20 protein-coding genes and 1 pseudogene are annotated in these 21,634 nt (G+C 70.1%); 12 read left to right on the top strand and 9 right to left on the bottom strand.

What is annotated here, in order from left to right; all coding sequences use genetic code 11:
• Positions 1-16: 16 nt before the first annotated feature.
• The 3 genes from ACZ4UB_RS05660 to ACZ4UB_RS05670 all read right to left on the bottom strand — a co-directional run bounded on the left by ACZ4UB_RS05660 (position 17) and on the right by ACZ4UB_RS05670 (position 2,033).
• The gene (locus ACZ4UB_RS05660) at positions 17-262 is read right to left on the bottom strand and encodes a hypothetical protein (RefSeq protein ID WP_468068461.1); all 246 of its coding nucleotides are present in this window, start codon (positions 260-262) and stop codon (positions 17-19) included.
• Complete coding sequence (locus tag ACZ4UB_RS05665) at positions 259-1,164, bottom strand: universal stress protein (RefSeq protein WP_468068462.1); 906 nt, start codon at positions 1,162-1,164, stop codon at positions 259-261. Before ACZ4UB_RS05665 ends, ACZ4UB_RS05660 begins: the two co-directional genes overlap by 4 nt.
• 185 nt (positions 1,165-1,349) lie before the next feature.
• A complete protein-coding gene (locus ACZ4UB_RS05670) occupies positions 1,350-2,033 on the bottom strand; it encodes a response regulator (RefSeq protein WP_468068463.1) in 684 nt (227 codons plus the stop codon).
• Positions 2,034-2,342: 309 nt separating this feature from the next.
• Between ACZ4UB_RS05670 and ACZ4UB_RS05675 the strand changes: the two genes are divergently transcribed.
• The 5 genes from ACZ4UB_RS05675 (at position 2,343) to ACZ4UB_RS05695 (ending at position 7,550) form a co-directional block, all read left to right on the top strand.
• Positions 2,343-3,566, top strand: a complete 1,224-nt coding sequence (locus ACZ4UB_RS05675) for an arginine deiminase (RefSeq protein WP_468068464.1) — start codon at positions 2,343-2,345, stop codon at positions 3,564-3,566.
• 71 nt (positions 3,567-3,637) lie between these two features.
• On the top strand, positions 3,638-4,639 hold the full coding sequence (gene argF, locus ACZ4UB_RS05680) for an ornithine carbamoyltransferase (protein WP_468068465.1): 1,002 nt from the start codon (positions 3,638-3,640) through the stop codon (positions 4,637-4,639).
• A gap of 93 nt (positions 4,640-4,732) precedes the next feature.
• Positions 4,733-5,677: a carbamate kinase gene (arcC, locus tag ACZ4UB_RS05685; protein ID WP_468068466.1), complete on the top strand. Its 945-nt coding sequence runs from the start codon at positions 4,733-4,735 to the stop codon at positions 5,675-5,677.
• Positions 5,674-7,278, top strand: coding sequence for a YfcC family protein (locus tag ACZ4UB_RS05690; protein WP_468068467.1), 1,605 nt, complete (start codon positions 5,674-5,676; stop codon positions 7,276-7,278). The genes arcC and ACZ4UB_RS05690 overlap by 4 nt, the downstream gene beginning before the upstream one ends.
• The gene (locus ACZ4UB_RS05695; RefSeq protein ID WP_468068468.1) at positions 7,275-7,550 is read left to right on the top strand and encodes an arginine repressor; all 276 of its coding nucleotides are present in this window, start codon (positions 7,275-7,277) and stop codon (positions 7,548-7,550) included. The genes ACZ4UB_RS05690 and ACZ4UB_RS05695 overlap by 4 nt, the downstream gene beginning before the upstream one ends.
• Before the next feature lie 509 nt (positions 7,551-8,059).
• On the opposite strand, the gene ACZ4UB_RS05700 is transcribed toward ACZ4UB_RS05695, so the two are convergent.
• Together ACZ4UB_RS05700 and ACZ4UB_RS05705 are read right to left on the bottom strand one after the other, a co-directional pair.
• Positions 8,060-8,860 carry a bestrophin-like domain gene (locus tag ACZ4UB_RS05700; RefSeq protein WP_468068469.1) on the bottom strand — a complete coding sequence of 267 codons (801 nt, stop codon included), beginning with the start codon at positions 8,858-8,860 and terminating at the stop codon, positions 8,060-8,062.
• A gap of 155 nt (positions 8,861-9,015) precedes the next feature.
• Positions 9,016-9,690 (bottom strand): HalD/BesD family halogenase, encoded by a 675-nt coding sequence (locus tag ACZ4UB_RS05705; RefSeq protein WP_468068470.1) that lies wholly within the window; start codon positions 9,688-9,690, stop codon positions 9,016-9,018.
• Between the two features lie 266 nt (positions 9,691-9,956).
• Between ACZ4UB_RS05705 and ACZ4UB_RS05710 the strand changes: the two genes are divergently transcribed.
• The 3 genes from ACZ4UB_RS05710 to ACZ4UB_RS05720 all read left to right on the top strand — a co-directional run bounded on the left by ACZ4UB_RS05710 (position 9,957) and on the right by ACZ4UB_RS05720 (position 14,169).
• Positions 9,957-11,423: an NAD(P)/FAD-dependent oxidoreductase gene (locus ACZ4UB_RS05710; RefSeq protein ID WP_468068472.1), complete on the top strand. Its 1,467-nt coding sequence runs from the start codon at positions 9,957-9,959 to the stop codon at positions 11,421-11,423.
• A gap of 259 nt (positions 11,424-11,682) precedes the next feature.
• A complete protein-coding gene (locus tag ACZ4UB_RS05715) occupies positions 11,683-12,579 on the top strand; it encodes a hypothetical protein (RefSeq protein WP_468068474.1) in 897 nt (298 codons plus the stop codon).
• A gap of 621 nt (positions 12,580-13,200) precedes the next feature.
• The gene (locus tag ACZ4UB_RS05720; RefSeq protein ID WP_468068475.1) at positions 13,201-14,169 is read left to right on the top strand and encodes a hypothetical protein; all 969 of its coding nucleotides are present in this window, start codon (positions 13,201-13,203) and stop codon (positions 14,167-14,169) included.
• A 263-nt stretch (positions 14,170-14,432) separates the two neighbouring features.
• Here ACZ4UB_RS05720 and ACZ4UB_RS05725 read toward each other — a convergent pair whose 3' ends face one another.
• Positions 14,433-14,828 (bottom strand): hypothetical protein, encoded by a 396-nt coding sequence (locus tag ACZ4UB_RS05725; protein WP_468068476.1) that lies wholly within the window; start codon positions 14,826-14,828, stop codon positions 14,433-14,435.
• A gap of 614 nt (positions 14,829-15,442) precedes the next feature.
• Between ACZ4UB_RS05725 and ACZ4UB_RS05730 the strand changes: the two genes are divergently transcribed.
• The 3 genes and pseudogenes from ACZ4UB_RS05730 to ACZ4UB_RS05740 form a co-directional block, all read left to right on the top strand.
• Complete coding sequence (locus ACZ4UB_RS05730; protein ID WP_468068477.1) at positions 15,443-15,730, top strand: hypothetical protein; 288 nt, start codon at positions 15,443-15,445, stop codon at positions 15,728-15,730.
• A complete protein-coding gene (locus ACZ4UB_RS05735; RefSeq protein WP_468068479.1) occupies positions 15,731-16,828 on the top strand; it encodes a hypothetical protein in 1,098 nt (365 codons plus the stop codon).
• 178 nt (positions 16,829-17,006) lie between these two features.
• Positions 17,007-17,114, top strand: a pseudogene (locus tag ACZ4UB_RS05740) (zinc finger domain-containing protein); the annotation flags it as partial.
• A 294-nt stretch (positions 17,115-17,408) separates the two neighbouring features.
• On the opposite strand, the gene ACZ4UB_RS05745 reads toward ACZ4UB_RS05740, so the two are convergent.
• Positions 17,409-18,554, bottom strand: a complete 1,146-nt coding sequence (locus tag ACZ4UB_RS05745) for a DegT/DnrJ/EryC1/StrS family aminotransferase (protein ID WP_468068480.1) — start codon at positions 18,552-18,554, stop codon at positions 17,409-17,411.
• A gap of 548 nt (positions 18,555-19,102) precedes the next feature.
• Positions 19,103-19,843: an HAD family hydrolase gene (locus ACZ4UB_RS05750; RefSeq protein ID WP_468068481.1), complete on the bottom strand. Its 741-nt coding sequence runs from the start codon at positions 19,841-19,843 to the stop codon at positions 19,103-19,105.
• Between the two features lie 50 nt (positions 19,844-19,893).
• Here ACZ4UB_RS05750 and ACZ4UB_RS05755 point away from each other — a divergent pair, with 50 nt between their 5' ends.
• A complete protein-coding gene (locus ACZ4UB_RS05755) occupies positions 19,894-20,184 on the top strand; it encodes a hypothetical protein (protein WP_468068482.1) in 291 nt (96 codons plus the stop codon).
• A gap of 914 nt (positions 20,185-21,098) precedes the next feature.
• Here the strand turns inward: ACZ4UB_RS05755 and acpP are convergent.
• Positions 21,099-21,335 (bottom strand): acyl carrier protein, encoded by a 237-nt coding sequence (acpP, locus tag ACZ4UB_RS05760; protein WP_468068483.1) that lies wholly within the window; start codon positions 21,333-21,335, stop codon positions 21,099-21,101.
• Positions 21,336-21,634: the final 299 nt, after the last annotated feature.

Below are 21,634 nucleotides of genomic sequence, written 5' to 3' on the forward strand. Positions count from 1 at the left end.
CGGTTCCGGCCCGCTTCTACTGGTTGGTGTGCCCGGGCTCACGAACCGCGTGGTGTGCCCCCTGCGGAGCGTCCACGCTGCTCCTCGTGGCACCGCCTCGCGCCTCGGCGTGCGGCTTCTCGCCTACCGGCGTCACGGACGCCACGATCCGCAGACCCAGCCCGCGGCGTCGGGCCTCTTGCGCCGCCCGGGTCAGGGAGCCATACCAGTTCCTCGCCGGGTCGATCCGGACGAGGATCTCGCGGCCTTCGGTGATGTTCATGACGCCTCGTTCCTGTGCTCGTCGTGGTGGCGCGGGATGAGTTCGACGGGGCAGTGGGCGTGGTGCACCAGGCCATGGGTCGCGCGCCCCAGGGTGCGGCCCGTGTGGCCGGGCGATCGGCGGCCGCCCATGACCAGCAGGTCCGCGTGGCGCGATGCCTCCACCAGCACGCCGACGACCGAGGCGCTCCTCACGGCGTCCGCCTGAACGGTCAGCGAGGGGTACTCGGCCCTGATCTGCTCCGCGACAGCCGTCAGGATCCGCTCCAGGCTGTCGGAGAACTCATCGGATCCGTCGAAGGCCCTCGTCGCCGAGCCGATGGACTGGAACAGGTTCCGCACGTGCAGCAGTCGCAATGCCGCCTTGCGCAGCTCCGCCTCGCGGGCGGCATGGCGGACGGAGTCGAGGTCGCGCTCGTCTCGTACGGCGGCCAGTACGACCCCGTGCCCGGCATCGTCCGCGCTCCCCCGGACGACGATCACCGGCGTGCGGGCCTGCGCGGCGACCTTGAGGCCGACCGAGCCCGGCCTGAGGGAGTCGAGGCCGCCCGTACCCCCGTCGCCGACGACGAGGGTGCCGTGGCCACTCGCTGCCCGGCGCAGGCTCATGACGGACCCGCCACGGCTGAACTCCGTCGAGACGGAGAGCGCGGGATGCCGGTCGCGCACGGCTTCGGCCGTGCCGTCCAGCAGTTCCCTGCCTTCGGCACGGATCCGCTCGGCGTCCTCGGCCGACAGGGACAGGACACGGCCGTCCACGTCGGAGCCGTACACGATGTGCAGCGGGCTCCGGCGCCGTGCGGCCTCGTCCGAGGCCCAGAGCGCCGCCCGCCGGCCCGCCTCGGATCCGTCGACGCCGACGGTGACCGATCCCAGTTCCGGACCACTCCTGTTGCTTTCCACGGTTCCTCCTCGCCGATACCGCTGGGGGACGGCTCTACGCTGGCACCCGGGGACCCCGACAGGAGAGGGTCCCTGTGGACCTCGTCCGGGCCGAAGGTCCCTTCCCTGCACCCCGGTTCGTCCGCGTCGGCGACCGGCTCCGCGTAGAGGGAGCGGCTCCGGAGCCGGCCGGGGGCACGCTCGACTCAGGTCCGGGTCTCCGAGGCCGCGTCCTCTCCGATCCCCGTCAGCCACGCCCAGCGGGCGAGTTCGACACGGTTGCCCGCGATCACCTTGTTCCGGCAGCGGGCCACCGTTTTCTTCACCGCGGAGACCGAGACACCGCGGAGGTCGGCGATCTCCTGATCCGTGCGTCCCGTCGCGACCAGGGCGGTCACCTTCAGCTCACACGGGCTGAGCGGATGAACCGGTGTCCTCGCCGGGTGCCGCAGGGCCGGGTACGGCCAACGGCCCGTGTCCTTGAGGACGGAGCGCAGGCTGTCCACGGCGGCGGCCGAGAGGGCGTACTGGCCGCAGGCCACGAGGCGGATGCCCCGGCGCAGTGCCACGGGGGCGAGGCCCTTGGCGAGGAATCCGTGAGCGCCGTTCCTGATCGCCGCGCACAAGTCGTCTTCAGAGGCGGAACGTGTCAGGACCACCGTCCGCCACGGAGCCCCGGCCATCTGCCGCACCGCCTCCCACCGTTGTGTACCGGAGAGCGAGGTGGCGAGAACGCATACGTCGGGCATCGTGCGGTGGGCCAGGTCCACCGCCTCACGGCCGTCCCCCGTCTCCGCGACCACGTCGAACCCCTCGTCCCGCGTGAGGATGGCCCTCAGGCCCATCCGGACGATCTCCTCCGAGTCAGCGATCAGCACCCGAATCGGCATGCGTCCCCTCCCTAACACCCTTGCCCACCGTGGCCTTTGCCCTCGCGGTGCTGCTCGGCCACCGTACGTCCGGCCACGGGCTCCCCCCGGAGGGCCGATTGCCACCAGCCCGGGGCCGAAGGTCCCGGACCCGATCGTCCGCCTGCACGAAAGAGCAGGGCATTTTGATCCCGTACAGGTGTCGGAACCGCCCACCCCACTTGGGAAACAAGGGCCCTTTCGCGCCGTCTTCCTCCGGTTCGTCGAGCCTACGGTCGATGCATGAGGCCGCGGCAACGGAGCCGGGGCCTGGGAACCGGGAGAACGCCGATGCCTTTCCACGTCGATTCCGAAGCCGGCCGGCTCAGGCAGGTGATCCTGCACCGTCCCGGCCTTGAGCTGGAACGCCTGACACCGGGCAACAAGGACGAGCTCCTCTTCGACGATGTGCTGTGGGTGGAGCGCGCGCAGGAGGAGCACGACTTCTTCGCTCAGACGCTCCGCGAGCGCGGGGTCACCGTGCACCTCTTCACCGATCTGCTCGCGGAGACCCTGGCCGTTCCCGAGGCGCGGGCCATGGTGATGGACCGGCTCTTCGACACACGGGAGTTCGGCCCGATCGCCACGGACCGGGCCCGTCACGTCTACGAGGAGTTCGATCCCGCGCAGCTCACGCGGCATCTGGTCGGCGGCATCACCAAGCGCGAGCTCGTCGCCAGGATGGGCCCGCCCCGCTCGGTGCGGGTGGAGGTCATGCACGAAGACGACTTCGTCGTCGCGCCCCTCCCCAACCACCTGTTCACGCGCGACACCTCGTGCTGGGTGTACGACGGCGTCGCGGTCAACGCCATGCGCAAGCAGGCCCGGCGACGGGAGTCGGTGCACTTCGAGGCCATCTACCGGTACCACCCGCTCTTCGCCGACCACGCGTTCAACCTCTGGAACGACGGGCAGAGCTCCTATCCCGCGACCATGGAGGGCGGGGACGTCCTCGTCATCGGCAACGGGGCCGTACTGGTCGGCATGAGTGAGCGCACCACGCCCCAAGGCGTCGAGCAGCTCGCCGTCGAGCTGTTCAAGGCCGGGTCGGCGCGGCGGATCATCGCGCTCGACATGCCGAAGCAGCGGGCCTTCATGCACCTCGACACGGTGATGACCATGGTCGACGGGTCGACCTTCACCAAGTACGCGGGCCTCGGCATGCTCGCGTCCTACACCATCGAACCGCAGGGCGCGCCGGACGATCTGCTCGTGACCCGGCACGATCCCGAGGACATGCACCGCGTCATCGCGGACGCCCTGGGCGTCGAACGCATCACCACCCTCACCACGGCCCAGGGCACCCACGCGGCCGAGCGGGAGCAGTGGGACGACGGCTGCAACGTCCTCACCCTCGCGCCGGGCGTGGTCATCGCCTACGACCGCAACGCCGCCTCCAACCGGTACTTGGAGGACAACGGCATCGAGGTCATCCGTGTCCGCGGCGGCGAACTCGGCCGCGGCCGGGGCGGACCGCGCTGCATGAGCTGCCCGATCGAACGCGAAGCGGTCTGAACGGACCGGGACCGGACCACACCTCACGTTCCCGCCCACTCCACACCACGACTCCCGGAAAGGCGCCCACCGTGGCCCTCAACCTGCGCCATCGCAGCTTCGTCAAGGAACTCGACTTCACCCCGGCCGAGTTCACCCATCTCATCGACCTCGCCGCCGACCTGAAGAGGGCCAAGCGGATCGGCACCGAACGCCCTCGGCTGACGGGGAAGAACATCGCCCTCATCTTCGAGAAGACCTCGACCCGGACCAGGTGCGCCTTCGAAGTGGCCGCGCACGACCAGGGCGCGCACGTCACCTACCTCGACCCCGGCGGATCCCAGATAGGCCACAAGGAATCGATGAGGGACACCGCGAGGGTGCTCGGCAGGATGTACGACGGGATCGAGTACCGGGGGTCCTCGCAGCGGCTGGTCGAGGAGCTGGCGGAATCCTCGGGGGTGCCCGTGTGGAACGGCCTCACGGACGAATGGCATCCGACCCAGATGCTTGCCGACTTCCTCACCATGCGCGAGCACGCCGGAAAGCCGCTGAGCGAGGTGTCCTTCGCCTACGTGGGCGATGCCCGCAACAACGTCGCCAACTCGCTGCTCGTGACGGGTGCCTTGCTGGGGGCGGACGTCCGCATCGTCGCTCCGCGGCAGTTGTGGAACGACACGGCGGTCGTGGACCAGGCGACGGTCATCGCCACGTCGACCGGCGCGTCGATCACGCACACCGAGGACCTCCTCCAGGGCGTGTCGGGCGCGGACTTCGTCTACACGGACGTGTGGGTCTCCATGGGCGAGCCCGCGGAGACCTGGTCCGAGCGGATCAAGCTCCTGTCGCCCTATCAGGTCACTTCCGAGGTGATGGAGGCCACCGGCAACCCGGGGGCCAAGTTCCTGCACTGTCTGCCCGCGTTCCACGACCGGCACACCGGCGTGGGTCGCGACATCCATGCCCGCTACGGGCTGGAAGCGCTCGAAGTCACGGACGAGGTCTTCGAGTCGGCGCGGTCCGTGGTCTTCGACCAGGCCGAGAACCGCATGCACACGATCAAGGCCGTCATGGTCGCCACCCTCGGTGCGTGAGGAGCGTCCGGCCGTGGGGCCCGCGCCCCGCGGCCGGACCGAGCCTCACGGCACCCCGTTCCCCTTCTCCTCTTTCCCGGATCGGAGATCCCCGTGCGTGTAGTCGTAGCCCTCGGCGGCAATGCCCTTCTGAAGCGTGGTGACAGGCCCGACGCGTCGGTCCAGCTGGCCAATGTGCGGCGCGCCGTCGCCGCCCTGGCCCCCTTGGCCGAGGAACACGAGCTCGTCGTCACCCATGGAAACGGCCCCCAGGTAGGCGTACTCGCTCTGCAGAGCGCCGCCGATCCGGCGCTGAGCTGTCCGTACCCGTTCGACGTCCTGGGCGCGGAGACCCAAGGCATGATCGGTTACTGGCTGCTCCAGTCCTTGCAGAACAGCCTGCCCGGCCGCCAAGTGTGCGCCTTGATCAACCAGACCCTGGTGTCGGTCGCGGACCCGGCCTTCGGCAACCCCACCAAGTTCGTCGGCCAGGTGTACGACGAGCCCACCGCCAAGCGGCTGGCGCAGGAGCGTGGCTGGACCGTACGCCGGGACGGCGAGCACTGGCGTCGGGTCGTCCCGTCCCCGCTCCCGCAGCGGATCGTGGAGACACGGCTGATCCGGCAGCTGCTGGATCAGGGAGCGATCGCGGTGTGCGCGGGCGGCGGCGGCGTCCCCGTCGTCCGCGACGAGCAGGGCCTGCTCACCGGTGTGGAGGCCGTCGTCGACAAGGACCTCACGGCCGCGCTGCTCGCCGAGGCCCTGGAAGCGGACGCGCTGCTTCTCCTCACCGACGTGCCCCGGGTGATGCGGGGGTACGGAACCCCGCGGGCGCGGGAGATCCGGAACAGCACGCCCGCGGCCTTGCGCGCCGAGGAATTCCCGGCCGGATCCATGGGCCCCAAGGTGGAGGCCGTGTGCCGGTTCGTGGAGCTCACGGGCGACATGGCCGCGATCGGCTCGCTGGACGAGGTCGTCGGGATCCTCGCGGGGCGGGCCGGGACGATCGTCACCCCGAGCGGCGCCTACTCCGGCGCCCCGGCCAAGGGAATGTCATGAGCGCAGCGTCCTCGCACCGGCCGGCACTGGAACCAGGGGTGCGGGACGCGGCCTCCCCCTCCCCCACGGATCCGCCAGACCGGCGGGAACCCACCGCCGAGCCGCCGCCGACGGCGGAACCGGCTCCAGCGCCCGCAGGCCCCCGCCGCGCCTTCCGCTTCCCCAGCGCCTTCACCGTCCTCGGGCTCGTGACGCTCGGCGTGTGGCTGGTGGCCTTCGCCATTCCGCCCGGCGCCTACCGGCTGGACGGAGACGGCCGCCCCGTCCCCGGTTCGTACCACACGGTCGACTCCTCCGCTTCCTTCCTGGACCGGCTCCGCGACCTCTTCCTGTCTCCGGCGAACGGGCTGTACGGAGTGACCGGAAGCGGTGGGCACACCTCGCCCGGCGGAGACGGCACCCTCATGGGAGCGGCCGCCGTCTTCCTCTTCATCCTGGCGGTCGGCGCGTTCATCACCGTCGCCATGAAGTCCGGGGCGCTCGACGCGGCGATCGGGCGCCTCGCCCAGCGGCTGGCGCACCGCAAGACCCTCCTGATCGTTGTCCTGATGTGCGTGTTCTCCCTGGGCGGCACGACGTACGGGATGGCCGAGGAGACCCTGGGGTTCTACGCGCTCGTCGTCCCGCTGGCCCTGCGGCTCGGCTACGACCGGATGACCGGGGCCGCGGTGATCATGGTGGGCGCGGGCACCGGCACGCTCGCCTCGACCGTGAATCCCTTCGCCACGGGCGTGGCATCGGCCGGTGCCGGAATCGGCACGGGCGAGGGCATCGTGCTGCGCCTGGCGATGTGGGCCGCGCTCACCGCGATCGCCATCGCCTTCGTCCTGCGCTACGCCCGCAAGGTCGCCCGGGACCCGGCCGCCTCGCTCGTGGAGCCGAGGGCCGACGACGGGCTGGGGCGGGACAGCGACGACGTCCCCCCGTTGACCGGCCGGCACAAGGGAGTCATCGCGGTCTTCGCGGCCACCTTCGCGCTGATGATCTTCTCCGTGATCCCCTGGTCCGAATTCGGCATCACGGCGGTACCCACCCTGGGCTGGTACTTCCCCGAACTCGCCGGCCTGTTCATCGTCGCGGCGGTGGTCACCGGCCTGATCGCGGGGCTCGGCGAGAAGGGCACCGTCGACGCCATCGTCAGTGGCGCGGGCGACTTCATCGGCGCCGCCCTCATCATCGTGCTGGCGCGCGGTGTCACGGTGATCATGAACAACGCCCAGATCACGGACACGATCCTGCACGTCCTCAACAAGGCGGTCGAGGGCACCGGATCAGGGATCTTCGCCACGCTGACCTTCCTGGTGAACATCCCGCTGGCGTTCTTCGTCCCCTCGTCCTCCGGACACGCCACACTGGCCATGCCGATCATGGCCCCCCTGGCCGACTTCGCCGGAGTGCGGCGCAGCCTCGTGGTCACCGCCTACCAGTCGGCGTCGGGCTGGGTGAACCTGATCACGCCGACCTCCGCCGTGGTCATGGGCGGCCTCGCCCTGGCCAAGGTCCCCTACGACCGGTACCTGCGCTTCATCTGGCCCCTGATGGCGCTCACCCTGACGGTCACGATGGGTTTCATGCTCCTCGGTGCGGTGGCCGGCGGATGACCAGCACGCTCACCGCACCCCTCCCGTCGCCGCAGGACTCCGCGGCGACGGCCGGGCTGGTCGTCCGGACGGAGCAGGCCGGTCCGACCCTGGTCCTCCACACCCTGCCGGGCGGGGCCCGATACCTGGCGACCCTGCTCGACGCGGCCCCGCACCTCGACCTCATGGGCTGCATCGCCGGCAACGACGTGGTCCTCGCCGTGTGCCGCAGCTGGAACGGAGCTCGGCGCGTGCTGCGACGCGTACACGACGAGGCCGCCCCCGACCGGTAACCGCGAGTCCTTCCCCGCCCCCGCCCCGCAAGGCCAGACAGGCCGGCCGGAGCCGGGGCGGGGCTCCGTCATCACACGCGATAGGCGAGGGACACCTGGCCGCCGTCCGCCCCGTGAAGGGTCCGGCTGAAACGCCCCACCCCTTCAGCGGGCTTCCAGGTGATGCGCCCTGTGCCACGTGGCCGTCACCACTCGACGCGCCCATGTCCCACAGGTCGATGCCGATGGTGAATTCATCGATGGAGGAGATCGACGGGTCGAGGAGCGTGAACTCACCCCCCGGGCCGATGCCGTCAGCGCCGCCGGCTGCCCGGCCGCCGCGGTCCCCCACGCGCTTCGATCCGTCGGTGCCGGTGAGGGTGATGGTTCCGTGGACGCCGGATTCGATGCTGCCGCCATCGGGGCCGGTGGTCGTGTGGCCCGTTCACCTGTCCGGCGAGGGCGAAGTTGTGCAGGCGGGCGATGCCGAGCACGGCGTGGCGGCCCGCCGCCGTGGGACGGGGTTGCGGTCAGGCGTTCTTGCGGTTGCCGTGGTCGTCGCAGGGCAGGTCGGTGGCCGGGTGGTTCATGGTGAAGTCACGGGTGGCCTGGCGTTCGACCTCCGCCATCGCGGTCGGCTCCACGTTGATGATGCCGCCGAAGGGCCGGTCGACGTCCCGGATGATGCACAGCGCCGTCGTCAGCAGCGCGGTGATCACGACGAGGGTGATGAGCTGGCCGCGGTTGTTGCGGCGGGGCAGACAGACGCCGAGGGCGATCACGGTGATGGCCAGGGTGGCGAGGAGGAACCACAGGATGACGCCGGGGATGCTGGCCGTCGCCTGCGTGAGCCGTTCCTCCCGCTCCTCGGACCGCTTGTTGTCGGCGCCGATCAGCATGCCGAAGACCGGCTTGCCCTCCACCTCACGGAAGACCCGGCGGAAGTCGGTGGACCACACGCTGGGCGCCGCCGAGCCGTGCCCGTCGGCCATCGCGGGCCACTCCTGGGTGCGTACGGCACGGGCGTAGCAGACGGCGTCCGCCTGGACCTCGGCCCGCTGCGCGGCAGGCGCGTACTCGGCGGATTCGACGAGCTGGTCGACGGCGCGGGCTTCGCCGCGCGCGGCGACCTCGGCCTTGCCGTAGGAGCCGTTGGCGGTGACCAGGACGAACGCGAGGAGCAGCACGGTCAGTGTCAGCAGCGGCCCGACCAGATCCTTCACGGCCATGCCGGTGTCGTCGTCCTCGTTGAGGAGCCGGGGGCGCAGGTACCGGTTGGCGGCGAGGCCGGCGAGCAGGGCGAGTACGGCGACGACGATGACAAGGACCACGGACGAACACCTCCGGGGAGCAAGGGGAAGCCCCGGGTGTGCGGGGCACCGGGATCATGTCCCGCGCCGCGTACCGCTCCCAACAGCGGAAACGTCTCCTCGCCCCCGAAAGAGCGACGCCTCGTGTGCCAGACGCCCCAACCGGCCCCAGCGGCTCAGTCGTAGAGAAGGGAAGCGGAGGCGGTGGTCGCCTGTTGTCGGTCGGGTGTGGTGTAGGCGAAGTTGAGGACGGTTCGCCGTACCCCCGGGCGTTCGAGTGGGGTGACGCGGTGGGCGGTGAGGTCGCTGCGCAGGAGGTATCCGTCGGCCGCCCTGTGGTGCGCGCGACGGGTGCCTGGTGCGGCGAGGGCGGCGAGATCACTGCGGCCGGGGTGGAATTCGAGGAGTCCGCCGTCGGTGCGGTGGGGTGGGGCTTCGAGGAAGAGGACCAGGGCGAGGGGGTAGTCGTCGGTGTGGGCGCCGTGGGTGTCGCCGGGGCGGTGGAGGACGTTGAGGACGTGGCGCTCGATGGGGTCGTGGACGGCGACGACGGTCTCGTCCAGGAGTGAGGAGAGCAGCCCCATCAGGTTCTGGTCCTCGTAGGACTGCGTGACGAGGGGTGAAGTGCGGGCGATGTGGTCTCCGCCGAGGGTGGTCATGTGCCGGGGGCTGTCGTCCATGCAGGGCATGCGAAAGTCCCGCCGCACGGCATCGGTCTCTAGCCGGCGTGCTTCGCTTGTGAGGTCGGCGAGCCCGGCGGGGCTGATGAGCTCGGGCAGGGGGAGGTATCCGTCGGCGGTGAACTGGCGGCGCAGGGATTCCCACCGCGAGGCTTCAGGTAGTGAGAACACGGCCGATGCATCCCTCTGGCCCGCGAAGGACAAACCCGGCCTCGACCATCTGGACCTCGTCCGTTCACGGAACGGCTGTCCCGACCAGGTGTCAGGTTGCGGGCAGTGTGGCGTGCGGACTGCCGGCCAGAACTGAGATGTCCCCCAGCAGGGTGGCCTGGAGTGGTCTTGATCTCGGGTGGGAGCGGTGGCTGGATGGCGGGATTGGCCCGGGGCGGGAGCGGCGCAACGGCCGCAGGGCCGAGGGCCGACAGGATGGGGTGATCGTGGCGGTGCAGAGTGTGGACGTGCTGGTGGTCGGGGCCGGGGTGGTGGGCCGTTCGGTCGCGTTCGCGCTGGCCTCGGCGGAGCCGTCCGTGCGGGTCGTACTGGCCGGTGCGGCTGGCGCCGCGGGAGCATCGCGTGCGGCGGGCGCGATGCTCGGCACTCTCGGCGAGGTCACCGACCTGGCTGCGCGGACCCGGCACGGGCGGCTGCGCACCGAACTTGCGGTCACGGCAGCCGCACGGTGGCCGGCCTGGCGGCAGCAGGTACGCGCCCGCGCGGGCACCGGTGCCCCGGGGGCGGACGGATACGGCACCGGCACGTTCGTCATCCTGAACACGGTCTCCTCACCGCTGGACGACGCCTCCTTCACCGCGATCGCCCGAGCCGCAACCGCACACGGGCTGGGCTGCCAGGCGACGGACCCTTCGGACATCCCCGCCTACCGCCCACTGGACAACGACCGCGCCCTGCGCGCCTGGTACCTCCCCGAGGAGGGATTCCTCGACGCCCGGGCCTGGCTGACTACCCTCGACGCCGCCCTGGCCACCCTCCCGAACGTGACCCGCACACCGGCCGGCACCCTCACCGCCCTGCCCGCGACCGGCTACCTCCTCGACACCCCCGCCGGCGCCTTCCGCGCCCCGCGCGCTGTCGTCGCGGCCGGCGCCTGGACCACACCGCTCCTGGCCGCCCTGGACCCGGACCTGCCGGTCCTACCGGTCCTGGCCGCGGCCGGCACCTCCCTCACCGCCACCGGCCCAGAGCCTCTCCCCGCGGTGATCCGCACCCCCAACCGGGCCTACGCCTGCGGCTTGCACACCGTTCCGCAGGCCGACGGCTCCCGCTACATCGGCGCCAGCGCCCACCCCAGCCTGACCCCCGTCCCGCACCCCACGGCCGGCGCCCTGCGGTTCCTCCTCGATGCCGCCCTCGGCCAGCTCGACCACCACCTGGCCACTGCCGCCATCACGCACACCCACCACGGCAACCGGCCCATCGCCCTGGACGGCCACCCCGTCATCGGCCCCACCCCCCAAGACGGCCTGTGGGTGGCCTCGGGCACCCACCGCGACGGCCTCCACATCTCCCCCCTCATCGCGACCGCCCTGGCCGACGCCCTCCTGGCCCCCACCGGAACCGCCGCAGCCCTGCCCGGGCCACTCGCCGCGTTCACGCCTTCTCGCCCACTGATCACGGATCTCACCGCCAAAGAGGCAGCCACCGAGGCCGCCATGCACCACGCTGCGCTCGCGGCCGAAGCCCGCATGCGCCCGCCCCTGACCGGTGCATGGCCCCGGATGCTGGCCGATTCGTACCAGGTCCTGATGGAAAACGCGTACGCGGCCATGCCCGACGGATACGTCCCTCCGCCGGAACTCGCCCCACTGGCCTACGAGGGGAGCGGGCCGGCCCTCGCGGAACTGGCCGCCGCCCACCTGGACCGCCACAACGCCCATCTCGGGTAGGACGACGCCAGATCTCTGCGCCCGACGGCACGGCCGCAGCGTTCCGTCGTTGCGGGCCGGCCATGCTCGTGGCGGAAGCCTGGGCGCGGCGACGCGCGGCCGGTAGTGCTGTGGGGTCCCGAGCCGGGTTGGTGCTGTCCGGCGGGCGTGTCGTCGCCGGTTCGGACCGCCACGCCTGGGGATGCTCTTCGTTCGCCTCTTCGGCTGAAGATCACGGAAGACACCTGACCCGGTGGGCTCGGCCGCCGATACTGCGGTCATGTCAACGTTTCCCGACGGTAACTTCACGATCGTCAACAATGAGACCGGCCGCTGTGTCCGCGTACGGCTGGGCGGGACGGAGGACGTCAGTAAGTGGAAGGCGGGGACCAAATACCTCCAGTCCGTCACCGATCAGCCGGATCTGAAGCTGGGTGAGCCGGACGGCAGTGCGGCGACCGCCTGGTGGTTCAGCACCATCCACGACGGCGTTGAGCGCCGGCCGTTCAACCAGATCGTCAGCCACGCCGTGGGCGAATACCAGAACATCGGCGACTACTGCGTGTGGCTCGACATCAACTGGTTCCCCACGGCCGAGGACCGCAACCGCGCAGCCGAACAGTTCCGGCGCACGCTGGACGACATGCCCCCGGACCTCAAGGAGAAGCTCGCCGTACTGCCGCCCGAAGCGTTCTGGGAGGAAGCGAAGGCGCAGCTGGGAGCCGGCGCGAGCCTGTCGCAGAAGCTGGAACTCTGGCACGTCTACTGCGCCTCCGTCACCTTCCCCGAGCACCATGTCGAGGAGGACCTCGACGGGGTTGAGGCCGCGCAGTCCTACATGGACGCGGCGGCCGAGGCGGGGTTCCACCGGCCGGAGGTCGAGTCGGGCAGGACATCGACAAGGATGTACGGCTGCGGCGCGCTCCGTGAGAAGGACAGCACCTACCGGTGGGCGTACGACGGCACCCACATCTACGCCGCGGACAGCAAGACGGTGCCCTCGGAGCGGACCTACTGGACCGACGAGGGCGGCTCCCTGGTCGGCAGGACCAAGGGCGGCCCCGGCCAGACCTGGACCCTGGCCGCCTGGAAGCCCAGCCAGACCCAGCCCGATCCGGTGAAGGCCATCGCGCTCACCGGCCTGTTCGGACCCATCGCCGGCTTCCTCGGCAGCTGACACCGGGACAACTCTCGCCCCCTCCCGGAGCGGAGTCGGCAGGGGACCGGTCGGTGCCTGGCGACTCCGCTCCCACTCGGCAGACATGCCCGTTCCGTCTTCGACCGCGGTCGCCACGGCGACGTCGTCGTTGGGCCGCTACCCCGCACCACTGGGCGTGCGCGCCGCGGACGCCGCGGGGATCCAGCGGATCGCCCGCACCCGGGCATGCGAGCGGACCCGCGCGCAGCCGGCCGGCCGGGGAGGGAAACAGGGCCGCGAAACAGCTCGCCGCCGACGGCTTCCCCGTTACCGACGATCTCCTAGCCCGTCTCTCACCGCTCCAGTTCGAGCACATCGACTTCCTCGGCCGCTACGCCTTATTCCGCCCGCAGGGATCCGGCCGGCAAGCACTGCGCGTAGAAGAGGACGATCCGTCCGCATGACGGTGGGGCCGACCCCACCGGGGCCGGGCCCACCGTCGACACCCCGGCAGTGGGTGATGCCGCAGAGGGTGTTACGTGTGGTGCGCCAGGGTGCGCAGACCCGCGATCGCCGGCCGGTTCGTCTGCTCGGCCGAAGGGGTGAGGGGGTCGTGTGTGGGCGTGTGCGTGGCCGCTTCGTTGCGGGACGCTGCTGTCCATGATCTCTACCGAGAACCTGAGGCAGCCCGCCGTCCGGGCGTTCATCGACTCCCTGAACGCCCGGGACGAGCGGGCGTTCGCCAAGGCGGTCCATGCCAAGTTCACCTACACCTGTGAGGAGGAGGAAGGGGACGCCGCCGGTTTCTACCCGGTTCACACCCAGTTCGTGGTGACCGACCAGAGCAGTAACGGATGCACCCTGACCGGCGTCATGCTCAAGGCCGACGATGAGGTCGCCGCCCGGTTGACGTTCTTCCCGGCGGGATACGAAAGCGTGGGCAAGCTGGACATCGCCACGGACGTGGACATCCCGAGCGATTCCTTCCTCGACGCCTTGGTCCACCTCGGCGGCGGCAGGGCCCAGTCCAAGCCTGCGGTGGGTACCCTTCGCCGGCTGAAGCTGGGCGACCACTACTACGTGCACCGCTGGGGACGGGGAGGGATGGGCGGGGCCGACTGGATCAACACCGGTGAGAAGGCGACCGACCCGGACGTCTACCAGAGCTTCCACAGCCCGGCCCACGGCGAGCAGACCGATGAGGTGCGGGTGAGCCGTGTGGTCTCGCGCCTGAGCGTGGACCTCGGCTGGGACGGCACCTACCAGAAGGCCACCGCCCGCTTCCACGCGACGCTGTCCTTCTGGGAGGCGGTGACCTGGCTGTCGGAGAAGTACCGCCTGGCCGGAGAGTCCATTCCGAAGATCACGGGGACGCTGACGCTGACCGGTCCGCCGACCCTGACCGCCGCCGACGGCAACGTGATCAGCACCGAGGAGATCACCGTCACGGGCGGCAAGCCGCCCTACCCGATCGACTTCACGCGCGAGTTCCCGCTCACCGGCCTGCCACTGGGCACCTACACACTCACACTGACCGACGCCGTCAAGACGGGCGGCTACTGGAGCAGCAAGTACAACACCACCGTCGCCCTCAAGGGCCACACCCTCACCTTCACCGTCGGCGGCTGACGCCCCGCGGCCCCGGAGCGGGCCGCCGCCCGCACCGCTCTTCGGGGCCGCGACCAAGACGTGACCCGGCCGGTCCCCGTTCGTGCGGCGCGACGGTGGCATGCGCGATCAGTACGCGTTCCAGTAGCCGGAACCGACCCGGGGCCCTGTGAGAGCCGGAGGCCGCAGGCCCGGGTGAACGCGCTCAGGAAAGGCGCGGGCCAGACACTACGACGGTGTCCCGTCCGGGGAGAACCCGGACGGGACACCGGCGCAGCCGACTGTTACGGGACCATGAAGTAGAACGGCCGGTTCACGGCCACCCCGTCGGTGCCGGTGGTCACGCGGATGGAGTTGCCCGGGCAGGAGGGGGCGTTGCGTGAGACGCGGACGTCGCTGCCCCGGGGGGCGTCGTTGCCGAGGGTGGCCATCGGGATGGACTTGGAAGCCTGAACAAGCGATGTCAGCACGATGCAGTAGGAGCCGGTGTCGGGGTTGGTGACCGAGGCGATGGTGGCGGTCTTCTGGGCGGTGGTGCCGTTCGCGTTGACGGTGGCCGCGGCCTGGGCGTAGGGGGCCACGGTGTTGGTGGTGGGGTCGGCGGCCATCGCGATCCCGCCGAGGGTGGTGGCCGCGACCGTGGCGACGCCGAGACCGGCCAGGACCAGCTTGGTACGCATAAGCATGTGAATGATGCCCTTTCTGGGCAGGTTACGGCCCGGCGGGAAACCGGGCACACCTCATTCCCTCCCGCGGGCCGCACCGCGTTCCAGCCGCATTCACCCCTGCGGATGATCATGGTTCCGTAAACCACCCGCCCGGCCCCTTTGGGCAGGTCCGGGCCCAGAGAGTTGAGGACCGGCTCGCGATCAGTCTCAGCGGTAACGGCCGCATCAAGGTCCTGAGGCCGGCAACCCGGGCTGTCCGATTCTGCGGTCGGACAGGCCACGTCCCGGCCCTTGAGGAGGATCGGAGCGACAAGCAGCGACGTCCGAAGCCGGCCTGGCGGACAAGGCCCCGTACTTCTTGTGCGTGCTGGGAGCATCTGCACCGCTCCTCGCCGCGACGTCCACGCCCGGCCCGGTGGCCAGTGGGGCGAGGAGCGGGCCAAGTTCCTGAGCAGGGAGCGCTGGGAGAGCGCTCAACCCCCGGCTCCACTGTCGACGCCCCGGCGGCGGGTGTTGCTGGAGGGGCCGGGTCGTTGCACGTTGATGATCGTGAAAGTGCGGCCTTTCGGGTGCCGCCCGGGTAAGGACACCCGCCTAGGCCGGGGGTGCGGCACCAGACTTTGATCATGTCGAAATTCCCGAGTGGACCCTTCACCATCGTCAACCAGGAGTCCGGCCGCTGCTTGCGGGTGCGGCTAGGCGAGACCGTGGAGCATCGCGACTACAGGCTGGGCACCACGTACCTGCTGAGCCGGACTTACCCTCCGAGCCTTGAGCTGGGGCCGGCCGACGGCACCAAGGCCACCGCCTGGTACTACCGGTACCACCAAGACTCGCTGGAGCGTCGGCCGTTCAACCAGATCGCCAGTTCCGCGGTCAGCGATCTGCAGAACATCGGCGACTACGGCGTGTGAATGTACAGCAACCCGCTCGCCGAGGAGAGCGAGAAGGTCTCCCTGCGGGAGTGGTTCGCCAGCATGCTCAACGACGCGACCGGGGACGTCGCGAAGCGGCTCGGCGCGCTGATCCCCGAGGAGTGGACGGCCCAAGCCACGCAGGACTACGAAGACGAGCTGGCGTCCTGGAAGCGACAGGGCAAGTCCTTCGAAGGGAAGCTGGAGAAGCTCAACGGCAGGCAGGCCGACCTGCTGGAGGCGCTTCGGTCCCAGCACGGGGCGCTGCTGGAGACGTTCAGAGGGAAGGCCGAGGCCCTGACGGAGGCGAACAAGGCCCACCAGGACCCGATTACGAACGACGGCAAGCCGCTGACCAAGGAGCAGCTGCAGAAGTCCGCTGAGGAGGTGCTGCTGTGGGGGACGAAGGAGGTGCAGGAGCTGGAGGAGGAGATGGAGCGGGCCGAGCCACAGGACCAGGAGTACCTGCTAGAGCAGCAGATCCAGGCGATGGAAAACTCCGGAGCGGTAGACCTGGCGAGCATGCTGGAGCACCTCGAACTGCCGACGACCTTGCAGAAGGCATTCGATAAGGCGCAAAGGACCGAGAGGGCCCTGGTGAAGGCGCTCAAGGCGGAGGCGCCGGTGCGGGCGTGGCAGCGTCGAGCCCCGCTCAAGGGCGTGGCGAGGTGGAACGACCGCTGTGCTCGTCTGGCGTTCTACGGGGCGGATGCGCTCGGTGGCATCGACAAGAAGTTCGTCGAGGCGATGCGTGCCTACCTCGACGCAGCCGGCAAGGACGGGATCACCAAGCCGGTGGGCAGGGTCGGCGCTCGGACGGAGCTGTTCGGCTGCGGCGCCAAACGGTACGGGGGCAGCACCTACCGGTGGAGCTATGACGGCACCTACATCACCGCTTCGGACAGCCAGACCGTGCCGTCGGAGCGGACGTACTGGACCGACGACGACGGCCGCCTGGTCGGCAAGGCCAAGGGCGGCCCCGGCCAGAAGTGGACGATCGCTTCCTACACGGAGCCGACCCCCGAGCAGGTCGACATCGCTGACATCTTCCTCACCGGCATGTTCGGGCCGGTCGCCAGATTCCTCCCCCTCGTATAACCCCCGGCCCCGCCTGGCCCACTTGACGGGCAGTTCTCGCAATCGGTCCTTTCTCAGAGGAGCCCCGTCGGAGGTCCGCACCGGGCGCCGGAACGCCGGATCGGTTCGCACAACCCGTTCTCACGCAAACTGGGGGCGCACCCCCTTGTGAGAACTGGGTTGTGAGAACATCCGGGCCATGACGGGCCCTCACGAACCCGCCCCGGCCGACGCCGACGACGTCGAGCGACACCCGTGCCCGTGGTGTGCGGCCGCGCCGGGCTCGCCGTGCCGCTCGCGCGCCGGCGCGGTGGCCGCCACCAAGGCTTCGGTCACGCCCCCGGCGAGCGCGTCAGCCGCTTTCGATCGGATCTCGCAGGGCGGGTTCACCTCCCACGCCGACTACTACCGCGCCCGGCAGGACTACGTCGTTGGCTGCGACGAGTCCGCCGCTGCGAACAACATGAGCCGAAACCGGGACAGGACACGGCTGCTGCGTAAGGCAGCCATGCCCCTGCGCGGTGTTCCCCTTTCGGTGGCGCCCCTACCGCGCTCCGGCCGCGCGCCGGGGCTCGGACCCCCGCTGGCCTGCGGGCACGGTTCACCTGCCGGCATAGAAGGCGGTCACTGCGGCAATGACGTGGTCGACTTCGGTGTCGGTGAGCTCCGGGTATGCCGGAAGGCACAGCCGCCGGGTGGCCGCGTCCGACCGCTCGGTGACATGGCTCCGGTGGGCGATCTCCTCGAAGGCCGGCTGGTTGGGGAGGAGGTAGGGGTAGACCTGCTCGGCCTCGATGCCCGCGTTCGCGAGGTGCTCGGTGAGGGCGGGGATGTCCTCGCAGCCGAGTGCGTACTTGTAGAAGGCGTGGACGTGCCCGTCCTGGACCACCGGTGTCTCGACGGGTAGTTCGGCGAAGGCGGCCGTGTACCGGCGGGCGATGGTGTTGCGGCGCTGGGTCCACGACGGCAGCAGACCCAGCTCTGCGGTGAGGATCCCGGCGTTGACCTCTCCCAGCCGGGCCCGGTGGCCGCGTACGTGATGCAGATGGCGCTCGCCGCGGTCGCGCCCCATGTCGGTCAGCTGGCGCAGCCGCCCGGCGCGCTCGGGGGTGGTGGTGAGGATCGCTCCGGCGTCGTCGAGGCCGCCGATGTTCTTGCCCACCCAGAACGAGAAGCAGCCGTAGTCCCCCCATGTCCCGGCGGCCCTGCCCTGCAGGCTGGCGCCGGGGGCCTGGGCGCAGTCCTCGATGACGGCCAGGCCGTGCCGGGCGGCGACCTGGTTGATCGCGGGCATGTCGGCCATGTGCCCGTGCAGGTGTACCGGGATCACCGCCCGGGTCCGGTCGGTGACCGCGGCTTCCATCGCTTTCGGGCAGAGGGTGAGGGTGGGTTCGGCGACGTCCACGATCACCGGCACGGCTCTGAGGTCGGCCACCGCGAACGCGGTCGCGGCGAAGGTGGCGGCCGGCACGATCACCTCGTCCCCGGGCCGTACCCCGGCTGCTTCGAGCGCCAGCATGAGCGCTTGCGTGCAGGATGTCGTGGATACCGCATGACCGCCCCAGACGTGCGAAAGGGTCTCCTCGAGCCGCTCGGTCTGCGGGCCGTAGTGGAACTTCCCGCTGTCGATCACCGCGTCGGTGATCGAGTGGATCGTCTCCCGCAGGGCGGCCACCCGGCGGGCATGGCCCTCTGCCGGGACCGTGACGACGGCGGTACGGTCGGGCAGCGCGGTGCTGACCCTCATGGGCGAATCCCATCTGTATATGACGACACGCACGAAGCGTTGCTTGATCCAATTCGGCCACGGACGACCCTCGTCCAGGCACCGCGTTCACTCGCCCAGAGGAGCGCACATCGGGGCTTGTTGGAGCTCGCCAACTTGACGGCGGGGCGGTTCGCAGCGAACTGGCGGCCGCCGCCCGCCGCCGTTCAGATCCGTGAGTCCACCCTCGAGGGACTCGACGCGGCGGCCCGCAAGGGCAAGCACGGCGGCGGGCCACCCGTCATCACCGAGGGCATGCTGCACACCGTGCTGCGGCGCCGGGCGAACGGCGAGTCCGTCGAGCAGATCCAGCCCGACCCGATCATCCCCACCGGCGAGCGCACAGGGCAGGCCCCTGGCGTCGCGAGCATCTACCGCGCGCTCGCCGACCATGAGAAGAAGGAGGTATACCCCGAAGCCGTCGAACAGGCCCACGTCGGCTTCGCCGCCATCCAGGCCGCAATGGTTCCCGGGCCCCGAGCCGAGTCACAGCCCCTACAGCGACACGCGCTCGGTTTCCCGTGGGCACTTCAGGTACGTCGGGACGGCGAGTCCATCGACGCTGATTCGATGCTGTTGACACATATGTGCAGCGCGGTGTCGCGGTCTGCGCTGGGCCAGCCGTGCCGCTGGGCTGCGGTTGATAGTTCCTGGTCGGGTTCGAAGGCGACTGGGTGCCCTACGGCGTTGAGGATCTCGATGTCGGATGCGCTGTTGCCCAGGGCCACTGAGCGTGACAGGTCGATGGGTACCTTGGCGGCGAGGTCTGCCAGGCAGCGGGTTTTCTCCCCCGGGTATCCGGGAGCCCGCTCCAGCCGTCCCTGGCAGTGCCCTTCGACAACGGCTACCTGGGCTCCGTAGCAGTGGGAGATCCCGAGAGCGGCGCCGGCCTCCTCGACCACCTCCTGGGGGCTGCCGGAGATGAGTGCGAGGACGAAGCCGCGGGCGGTGAGCTCGGCGAGCAGCACGGGGACGAAGCCGAACACGGCGTGCCGTTCTGCCTGCCAGGCTTGTTTGGCGGCCTGGGTGAGCATCGAGTGGGGCAGCCCCGTGACCGTGGCCGTGTAGCTGGTGTATACCTCGTCGATCGTGGTGAGGAAGGTTGCGGACTCGTCGGCGCGGCCCTCGATGACGTCAATGGCTGTGAGCGCCGCGCCGGCCGCGCTGTCGCGGGAGGCTCCGGCCCGCAGCAGTTCGCGCAGCATCTGCGCTCCGAGTGTGCGCGGGTGCAGGGTGCCGTCGAGGTCGAGCAGGGCCGCGGGGCGCTTCATCCTCGTCGAACACATACACGGTGAAGGCCAGATGCAGGGGTGTGTCCTGGATGGTGCGCCTGCATCTTGGGCGCAGTGCCCGCGATGTTCCAGTCCTCGTCGAGAAGAACAATGAGCTCGGCGTCGGGCTCATCCACCATGCCACTCCTTCGAACAACATGCTCTGCACAGCCGCAGCGGGATGGCTCGACGATCAGGGCTCCTGCGATGCTCTTCCCAGCTCAACCCGCACTCAGTCAGCTCACCGGAAGCACACCAGCGCATACCCGGCGCACACCGGCACCGACATGCACACCGGTCAGGCGCACGCATACGCGTTCACGCCCCTGGCGTTCCCCTGAGCCTCCCGGCTACGTGGCTCTGCTCACGGCGCCCCTTCCACACCCTGCTGTCTCGACCAGACCGGGGCGTTCTGCTGCCCAGTGCCGGCGAACAAAGCCACGCTCCTCAGCCGCTACGGGCCGCTCAAATCCTCCCCGAAGGCCCTGGCCGACCCCGGAAAGCGGGGCCGGGGCTGTGGTCGCGGGCCGTGGTCGAGGCCGCCGACGCGGAGCGGGTGCGCGCGGCGCTGCGGGGTTCGGTCGGTGCCGGGGTGGCGCTTGCAGCGGGGTGGGAGCCGGTTGACCCGGAGGGTGGCGACCGAGCGTGGCCGGATCGGCGCGGTTGGCTCTGTGGGCCGCCGTAGCGCGGGGAAGCGTGCGGCGCGGGCTTCGCGGAGCTGCACGGCCGCCGACCTTCTGGAGGCTGAGCCCCTGGCTACCGCCTACTCCAAGGAGCCCGACCGGCCGCAGGCCGTATGGGCCGACGGCCTCAACGCACCGGCCGGTCCGTCGGGCCGCGTGGCCCCGCCCGGCCGCACCGCGGCCGGGCGAAGTGCCGCACCGCGCGCTGCCGCGGAACTGAGCCGCCGATGAGCCACCCCGCCGCAGGCCAGCGCGCTGCGTGAGCCTCTCCGGAGCCCGCGGCCCGGTGCCCTGCTGGTCCTCAAGCGATTGCCTGGACGGTGCTCGTCTGTCCCCTGCCAAGAGATCTTGACCGCGTGAGTTTGACCGCTCGGCCAGGGTTGGCGGCCGAGCGGGACGGTGGTCACACCAGAGGCGCCTCGATGAGAACCGGAACGGTGACTTGGCGAGAGCGCACCACGGCTCGATCTGCGCCCGTTGGACGTCAGTCCACGACGTACCCCGGGTCAGGGACCGGAGGACCGAGGGGCGTGGTTCCGACGGTGGCTCAGGCGGCCTTGCCGATGCGGACTTCATGCCTTGTGGGAATTGGCGTAGTCGATCGCCAACTGGACGGTGGTGATCTTTTCGCCCTCCTCGTCGGGGATCTCCGTCTCGAACTCCTCCTCAAGGCCCATGCGGATCTCGATCAAGTCCTCCTGACTCGCCCCAAGGTCGTCCACGAAGGACTTCTCGTTCGTGACCTGCTCCACCGGGACCTTGAGCTGCTCGGAGACGAGCTTCTTTACGCGATCTTCAATCGTGCTCATGCCGTGGCTCCTTAGCGGTTGGCTGCGTGCGGTTGCCCGAATGCTCGGGCAACCCGAGCATGCTGTACCCAGGCCCGTGCTGTGCAGAAGCCGCACGGAGTAGCCCTGAAGGAGTGAGCACAGGGTGCGCTGGCTATTCGGCTTCCGCCCCAGAGCTATCGCCAGTAGGACCCGCACCACCCCCGATCCCTCAGAGCAGCGGGGCATCGACCTTGACTGCGGCGATCCATCTTCGTTGGCACAAACTGCGTTTGGTCCAACTTCGATGACAATCAGCCCACGCTCGATGGCACGGGACA

The organism is Streptomyces sp. NPDC028419 (assembly GCF_055565515.1).

Bases quoted from the DNA above. Each gene is read 5' to 3' on its own strand.
- ACZ4UB_RS05660 (WP_468068461.1), bottom strand. From the start codon at position 262: ATGAACATCACCGAAGGCCGCGAGATCCTCGTCCGGATCGACCCGGCG.
- ACZ4UB_RS05670 (WP_468068463.1), bottom strand. From the start codon at position 2,033: ATGCCGATTCGGGTGCTGATCGCTGACTCGGAGGAGATCGTCCGGATG.
- ACZ4UB_RS05675 (WP_468068464.1), top strand. From the start codon at position 2,343: ATGCCTTTCCACGTCGATTCCGAAGCCGGCCGGCTCAGGCAGGTGATC.
- ACZ4UB_RS05690 (WP_468068467.1), top strand. From the start codon at position 5,674: ATGAGCGCAGCGTCCTCGCACCGGCCGGCACTGGAACCAGGGGTGCGG.
- ACZ4UB_RS05695 (WP_468068468.1), top strand. From the start codon at position 7,275: ATGACCAGCACGCTCACCGCACCCCTCCCGTCGCCGCAGGACTCCGCG.
- ACZ4UB_RS05715 (WP_468068474.1), top strand. From the start codon at position 11,683: ATGTCAACGTTTCCCGACGGTAACTTCACGATCGTCAACAATGAGACC.
- ACZ4UB_RS05720 (WP_468068475.1), top strand. From the start codon at position 13,201: ATGATCTCTACCGAGAACCTGAGGCAGCCCGCCGTCCGGGCGTTCATC.
- ACZ4UB_RS05725 (WP_468068476.1), bottom strand. From the start codon at position 14,828: ATGCGTACCAAGCTGGTCCTGGCCGGTCTCGGCGTCGCCACGGTCGCG.
- ACZ4UB_RS05730 (WP_468068477.1), top strand. From the start codon at position 15,443: ATGTCGAAATTCCCGAGTGGACCCTTCACCATCGTCAACCAGGAGTCC.
- ACZ4UB_RS05735 (WP_468068479.1), top strand. From the start codon at position 15,731: ATGTACAGCAACCCGCTCGCCGAGGAGAGCGAGAAGGTCTCCCTGCGG.
- ACZ4UB_RS05745 (WP_468068480.1), bottom strand. From the start codon at position 18,554: ATGAGGGTCAGCACCGCGCTGCCCGACCGTACCGCCGTCGTCACGGTC.
- ACZ4UB_RS05750 (WP_468068481.1), bottom strand. From the start codon at position 19,843: ATGAAGCGCCCCGCGGCCCTGCTCGACCTCGACGGCACCCTGCACCCG.
- ACZ4UB_RS05755 (WP_468068482.1), top strand. From the start codon at position 19,894: ATGGTGCGCCTGCATCTTGGGCGCAGTGCCCGCGATGTTCCAGTCCTC.
- acpP (WP_468068483.1), bottom strand. From the start codon at position 21,335: ATGAGCACGATTGAAGATCGCGTAAAGAAGCTCGTCTCCGAGCAGCTC.